Source organism: Tahibacter sp., from assembly GCF_035481375.1.
In the GTDB taxonomy this organism is placed as follows: Bacteria; Pseudomonadota; Gammaproteobacteria; order Xanthomonadales; family Rhodanobacteraceae; genus Tahibacter.
This window is the reverse complement of record NZ_DATIGT010000060.1, coordinates 1-6,037: the sequence shown is the minus strand read 5'-3', so window position 1 is coordinate 6,037 and position 6,037 is coordinate 1. Positions and strand designations below refer to the sequence as shown.

At 71.9% G+C, this 6,037-nt stretch carries 7 protein-coding genes; 4 read left to right on the top strand and 3 right to left on the bottom strand.

What is annotated here, in order from left to right; all coding sequences use genetic code 11:
- The coding region (locus tag VLF18_RS03650) for a M23 family metallopeptidase (RefSeq protein WP_325278262.1) at positions 1 to 1,147 on the top strand (1,147 nt) is incomplete at its 5' end.
- A 49-nt stretch (positions 1,148 to 1,196) separates the two neighbouring features.
- On the opposite strand, the gene VLF18_RS03645 is transcribed toward VLF18_RS03650, so the two are convergent.
- Together VLF18_RS03645 and VLF18_RS03640 are read right to left on the bottom strand one after the other, a co-directional pair.
- A complete protein-coding gene (locus VLF18_RS03645) occupies positions 1,197 to 1,589 on the bottom strand; it encodes a hypothetical protein (RefSeq protein ID WP_325278261.1) in 393 nt (130 codons plus the stop codon).
- 73 nt (positions 1,590 to 1,662) lie between these two features.
- Complete coding sequence (locus VLF18_RS03640; RefSeq protein WP_325278260.1) at positions 1,663 to 2,430, bottom strand: hypothetical protein; 768 nt, start codon at positions 2,428 to 2,430, stop codon at positions 1,663 to 1,665.
- A gap of 306 nt (positions 2,431 to 2,736) precedes the next feature.
- On the opposite strand from VLF18_RS03640, the gene VLF18_RS03635 reads away from it, so the two are divergent.
- The gene (locus VLF18_RS03635) at positions 2,737 to 3,411 is read left to right on the top strand and encodes a methyltransferase domain-containing protein (protein ID WP_414717177.1); all 675 of its coding nucleotides are present in this window, start codon (positions 2,737 to 2,739) and stop codon (positions 3,409 to 3,411) included.
- A 4-nt stretch (positions 3,412 to 3,415) separates the two neighbouring features.
- Here VLF18_RS03635 and VLF18_RS03630 read toward each other — a convergent pair whose 3' ends face one another.
- Positions 3,416 to 4,174: a polysaccharide deacetylase family protein gene (locus VLF18_RS03630; RefSeq protein WP_325278263.1), complete on the bottom strand. Its 759-nt coding sequence runs from the start codon at positions 4,172 to 4,174 to the stop codon at positions 3,416 to 3,418.
- A 240-nt stretch (positions 4,175 to 4,414) separates the two neighbouring features.
- Here VLF18_RS03630 and VLF18_RS03625 point away from each other — a divergent pair, with 240 nt between their 5' ends.
- Both VLF18_RS03625 and VLF18_RS03620 read left to right on the top strand, forming a co-directional pair.
- On the top strand, positions 4,415 to 4,978 hold the full coding sequence (locus VLF18_RS03625; RefSeq protein ID WP_325278258.1) for an isochorismatase family protein: 564 nt from the start codon (positions 4,415 to 4,417) through the stop codon (positions 4,976 to 4,978).
- Positions 4,975 to 5,970: a GlxA family transcriptional regulator gene (locus VLF18_RS03620; RefSeq protein WP_325278257.1), complete on the top strand. Its 996-nt coding sequence runs from the start codon at positions 4,975 to 4,977 to the stop codon at positions 5,968 to 5,970. Before VLF18_RS03625 ends, VLF18_RS03620 begins: the two co-directional genes overlap by 4 nt.
- Positions 5,971 to 6,037 lie beyond the last annotated feature (67 nt).

Sequence of the window (6,037 nt, the reverse complement as noted above, 5' to 3'; positions counted from 1 at the left end):
CGCCGCGGTCAACGTCGACCGGCTGTTCGCGGGCGATTTCGAATTCGACGGCATACCCGCTGCCGACACGCTGCTGATGCCGCTGATCGACGTGCCCGCCGGCTTCGGCCGCTACTGCAGCGTGCGCGACGCGGTCACCGGCACCTACGGCCTGCTGCCGGCCGGCGCCGCCGACGATCCGTGCGCGAGCCTGATCGGCAGCAACCCGAACAATCGCATCGAGCGAGCCGGCCTCTACGACCAGTCCGGCGGCAACTGGGTCGCCGGCGTCTGCAGCGGCGGCTACATCTCGACCTTCGGCGGCAACGGCGCGGCGGCGATGAACCAGTCCTTCGCCGCGAGCACGGGCCGCACGCAGTGCATCTTTACCAATTTCCCGAATGCCATGCCGATCTTCTCGCGTCCGTACGACGGCGCGCACGTCGGCATCACGCAGGCATTCAACCACGACCCGTACCTGATACCGCTGGACGTCAGCGAATTCGGCCAGCCGCAGGGCACCTACGACGCCTGCTTCATCGACCAGCGCGGCCGCCGGCGCAGCGTCGGCAACCCGAACGCGAATCCGTCGACCTGCACCGAGGACGGCTCCGGCGTCAACGAACCGGCGGTCGACATTCCGGTGACCGGCACGCGTTTCGCCGTCGCGATGGCCACCGGCCGCGTGACGATGGCGGTGCCGCGCCACGTGCCGGTCTTCACGCCCGCCGGAACCGACCCGTATCAGCGCGAAGTCTTCATCCGCCATCAGGTCGGCGCCGGGCGCTATGCCGAGGTGTTCTCGACGTACTACGCGCACATGCAGGACACCGCGGTGCGTCGCGGCCAGAACGTCGTCGCCGGCACGGTGCTCGGCCGCATCGGCACGACCGGCGCGTCGTCCGGCGAACACCTGCACCTGTCGGTGCACCGCAACCGCAACCTGACCTATCGCGGCGCGTTCGAATTCAACTTCTCGGGCGGCAATCGCATGGACCGGGACGGCAGCGTCTCGTCGATCGACCCCTGGGGCTGGCAGGCGCCGGAGGGTGCCGATCCGTGGGGCTGGCGCTTCCGTGTGCATCCGGGCGGCGACACGCTGCGCAACGATGCCGGCAGTTTCAGCACGAACCTCTGGCGCAGCGGCGAGGCGCCGACGATCGACTGATCGTTCGCGACGCGGCCGCGCCGAGCGGCGGCGGGTAGCCCGATGCGAGCTACTTCGCCGCCGCCTTCGCGGCGAGCCGCGCGACGCATTCGGCCAGCGCGCCGGGCATCGCCGAATGATTCTGCTGCAGCCACGCGCTGATCCTGGTCTCGCCTTCCGGCAGCGCGAACGCACCGATCGCCTCGACCTGGCGCGTCGTCAGCGGATCGCCGGCATACAGCACGACGCTGTCGTCGGCATCGCGCGCGCCGATCAGGAAGGCGCGCCAGTCGTCGCTGCGCAGCGCTTCGTCGATCCGCACGCCGCGCACGCCGATGTGGCGGCCGATCACCGGCGCGAGCTGCGCCTTCGCCGCGTCGTCGATACCGCGCTCGACGCGCGTGCAGGGATCCGTGGCAGCCGACGATCCGGCCAACAGCAGTGACAGCAGCAGCGGGTTCATGGCGATTCTCCGAGTCGATCCGGCCTGCACACGATCGCAGCAAAGCGGGCCGGCGGGAAGTTCGTGCGCCTTGTCAGGACGTCAGCGAGACGACTGCGAGCGCGAGATGGAACCAGCCGGCGCCGAGCCCGACGAACAGCACGAGCAGCACGACGAGCTGGAAATTCAGCGACCCCAGCAGCGATTCGCGCAGATGCGCGCCGACTTCCTCGACGACGCGGTCGCGCAGCTTCGTCAGGTCGATGCCGCCGCCGCCCTGCGCCGTGACTTCGGCGCGGTACGCGCTCAGCAGCCAGGTTTCCACCTTGCCGACGATCGTCGCGCGCAGCGTGCGCAGCACCCAGCCGGCGAGACCGCGCCGGCCATTGTTCTCGTCGCCGAGCGCGCGCCGGATATACGCCTTGAGGGTCGTCTCGGCCTGGGCCAGCGGCAGATTCGCCAGGCGCGGGCCGACCTGCTGATCGAGCTGCGCGATCGTCGTGTCGACGATGCGCACGACCAGACCCCACTGCGCCTCGAGCGCGAGGGTCGCGTGCGCGAGCCCGCGCTGGAAGCCGTGCGCGCCGAACGCGACGAGGCCGACGAGCGGCACCAGCAGCAGCACGACGTAGCGCCCGGCATGGAGCATCGCCGCGGCGCCGCCGTCGTGCGCCGCCGCGCCGCCGAGCGTCGCGCGGGCGAGCAGCAGCGAGACGCCGACCGCCAACAGGCCGAGCAGGAATCCGCCGAGTGCCCAGAGCACCGCGCGCGTCGGCACGTGGCGCGCGACGGTCATGGCCGCGCCGCCGGCAGTGCCGAGCACGGACGACAGAACATTCGGGGAAGCCGTTTGCGGTTGCATTGCCGAAATTTCCTGCTGAGTGACCGACGCAGCGACGGCCGTCGCCCGCCTTGCGCAAAAACGCGCTGCATCGTAGCGCCGCCGGCAGAGGCCGTCATCGCGAGCGCGTTGCCGCGGCTGCTCGCCGGCGCCGCGCACGGATTGCCGGCGCACCCGCGGCCGCGGCTATGATCGGCGACCGATGCGCCCCCGGCCTTCAGTCCCGACCGTCGATCCGCCCGCGCGAACACCGGAGTTCCGCTTGCACGCTGCCGCCCTGCCCCGTCCCGCATCGAGCGCGGCCGCATGACCTCCCCGCCGCCGGCGCTGAGCCGGCACGACATCGCCGCGATCGCCCGCGCGTTCCTGCCGGTGCGCTGGTACGGCAGCCGCGGGACGTATTACTACGTGCGTTCCAAGCTCGCGTCCGATCCGCTCTACGGCGGCATCGTCGCCGCGCTGCGCGAGAGCCGCGCGCCGCTGCTCGACCTCGGCTGCGGCCTCGGCCTGCTCGCGCATGCGCTGCGCCGCGCCGGTGTCGGTCTGCCCTATCGCGGCGTCGACAACGACGCCGGCAAGATCGCGCGGGCCGGCGTCGCAGCGTCGGCGGCACGGCTCGCCGACACGCAGTTCGAGACCGTCGATCTCGCCACGACGCTGCCCGAGCACCGCGGCAACGTCGCGCTGCTGGACGTGCTGCAGTTCCTGCCGCCGGCGGCGCAGGAGCGGCTGCTCGACGCGGTCGTCGACATGCTGACGCCGGGCGCCTGCCTCGTGCTGCGCACGGGTCTCGACGACGGCAGCTGGCGCGCGCGCGTCACGCGCCGCGTCGACGAATTCTCGCGCTGGGTGCGCTGGATGAATGCCGGCCCGACGCGCTATCCGGCGCGCGATGCGCTGCAGCGGCGCTTCGATGCGGCAGGTCTCGCGGTCGAATTCTCGCCGCTGTTCGGCCGTACCCCGTTCAACAACTGGCGCGTCGTCGCCACGCGGCCGATATAGCGCCTCAACGCGGCAGCTCGCAGCGGTAGCCCTGCGCGGCGAGATGCTGCAGCACGGCCTCGACGACCGCGACGCTGCGTCCGTGCGGCGCGCCTTCGTGCAGCAGCACGATCGCACCGGGCGCGAGCCCGCGCGCGATGCGCGCGACGACGCGCGCCGGATCGGCTTCGCGCGCATCGAAGCCGCGCGCGCACCAGGCCACGCGCGTCAGCGCGAGCGGTTTCAGCGCCGCGGCCACGAACGGATTGGACATGCCGACGACGGCGCGGAACCAGCGCGGCGGCTGCCCGGCCAGCGCGGCCAGCGTCCGCTGCGCGTCCGCGATCTGCGCGCGCATCGCACGCGGCGGCAGCGCCCAGAACCATTTCTCCGGATGCGTCGCGCTGTGATTGCCGATCTCGTGGCCGCGCCGCAGGATCTCGGCGACGAGGTGCGGACGCGCCGCGGCGCGCTCGCCGACGACAAAGAAGCAGGCCTTCGCATCGAAACGGTCGAGCAGATCGAGCATCGCCGTCGTGTCGTCGGACGGTCCATCGTCGATCGTCAGCCAGACCGTGCGGGCGGTCGCCGGCAACCGCACCAGCACCGGACTCAGCAGACGCGACTGCGGCCACAGCGTGGCCCAGAACAGCAGCGCCTGCGTGCCGAGGATCAGCGGCACGCCCCAGGCCCAGCCGAAGCGCCAGCCGACGAGCACACCGCCGATCTGCGCCGCGGCGAACAGCCAGGCCCAGGCCCAGGGATGGCGCGGCACGCGCTGCAGCGCGAACGGTGCGGGCGCAGCGAGAGAGGAAGGCGTTGCGGCGATGACTCGGCTCCGGAGGTCGCCGCAGTCGCGGCCGTACGCATCGTAGTGCGGCGCATGCGGCCGGTACAACGCACGCCGCGGGAACGCCTCGTCGCACGTATGGCGTTTTCTGTCCGACCGGCGTCCTGCACCGGCGTTTCGCCGCACCGGCGCGGACGCGAAGATGGCTTACCATCGCCGCAACGGAGCCGCACCATGTCCCTGTCCGACACCGCCCTCATCGTCATCGACGCGCAGGAATCGTTCCGCCATCGCCCCTACTGGAGCGATGCCGACAGCGCGGCGTATTTCGACCGCCAGCAGGCGCTTATCGACGGCGCGAAGCGCGCCGGCATGGCGATCGTGCAGATCTTCCATGTCGAACCCGAGGGCGCGTTCTCGCTGGCCTCGGGATGGGTCGTGCCGCTGGCGCCGCTGCGCGTCGACGCGGATGTCGTGTTCCGCAAGACCCGCCACAGCGCGCTCGTCGGCAGCGGCCTCGACGTGTGGCTGACCGAGCGCGGCATCCGCCGGCTGCTCGTCAGCGGCATCCGCACCGAGCAGTGCTGCGAAACCACGACGCGCCATGCCTCCGATCTCGGCTATGCGGTCGATTTCGTCAGCGAAGCCACGCTGACCTTCGCGATGCGCGACGCGCGCGGTCGCGACTGGAGCCCGGCCGAGATCAAGGCGCGCACCGAACTCGTGCTCGACGAACGCTTCGCGCGCATCGTCACGGTCGAGCAGGCGCTTGCCGCACCGGCACGCCGCGCCGCATGAACCGCGCGGCCGCCCGCACGATTCCGGTGTGGGCAGTCGTGCCGCCGCGCTGCCTGCTGCTCGACCTCGCCGGCCCGACCGAAGTGCTGCGCCGCGCGAACCTCGAACAGGACGAACTGCGCTTCGACCTGCGCTACGTCGCCGCGCGCCGGCAATTGCCGAGTTCCTCGGGCCTGCAGCTGGCCGCGCTCGGCGCGCTGCCGGCGCGGCTGCCCGAGGACGCCGTCGTCCTCGTCAGCGGCAGCGTCGACGACGTGCAGTTCGCGCCCATGCCGCCGCGGCGCGACGACGAGGCCGACGAAGCGCGCATCGTCGACTGGCTGCGCGCGACGCTGCGTCCGTCGCATCAGCTGCTGTCGATCTGCTCGGGCGCGCTGCTCGCCGCGCGCGCGGGACTGCTCGACGGCCGCGCCTGCACGACGCACTTCGGGCTGCTCGACGCGCTCCGCTCGCTCGCGCCCGATGCGCGCGTCTGCGACAACCGCCTGTTCGTCGAAGACGGCAACTGCTGGACCAGCGCCGGCGTCACCGCGGGCGTGGACCTGCTGCTGCACTGGCTCTCGCGACTCGCCGGCCCCGCGTGCACCGCGGCCGTCGCGCGGCAGCTCGTCATCTATCTGCGCCGCAGCGGCAGCGACCCGCAGCTCTCGCCGTGGCTCGAAGGACGCAATCACATCCACCCGGCCGTGCATCGCGCGCAGGACGCCGTGGCCGCCGCACCCCAGCAGGACTGGAACCTCGCCGCGCTCGCGCGGCAGGCGAACACGAGCCCGCGTCATCTCTCGCGATTGTTCAACGAACACGCCGGCATGAGCGTGCCCGACTACGTGAACCGCCTGCGCGTGTCGCTCGCGCGCGAGCTGCTGCAGTCGACGCGGCTCGACATGGAACGCGTCGCCGAACGCAGCGGCTTCGCCTCGGCCCGGCAGCTGCGCCGCGCCTGGGCGCGCAGCAACGCCGCACCGCCGCAGCAGGCGCGTCACCGCGACTAAAAAAAAACCGCCGCCGGCCCCGTGAGCCGGCGGCGGAAAGAACGTTGCCCGCCAATGAACCGCCAGG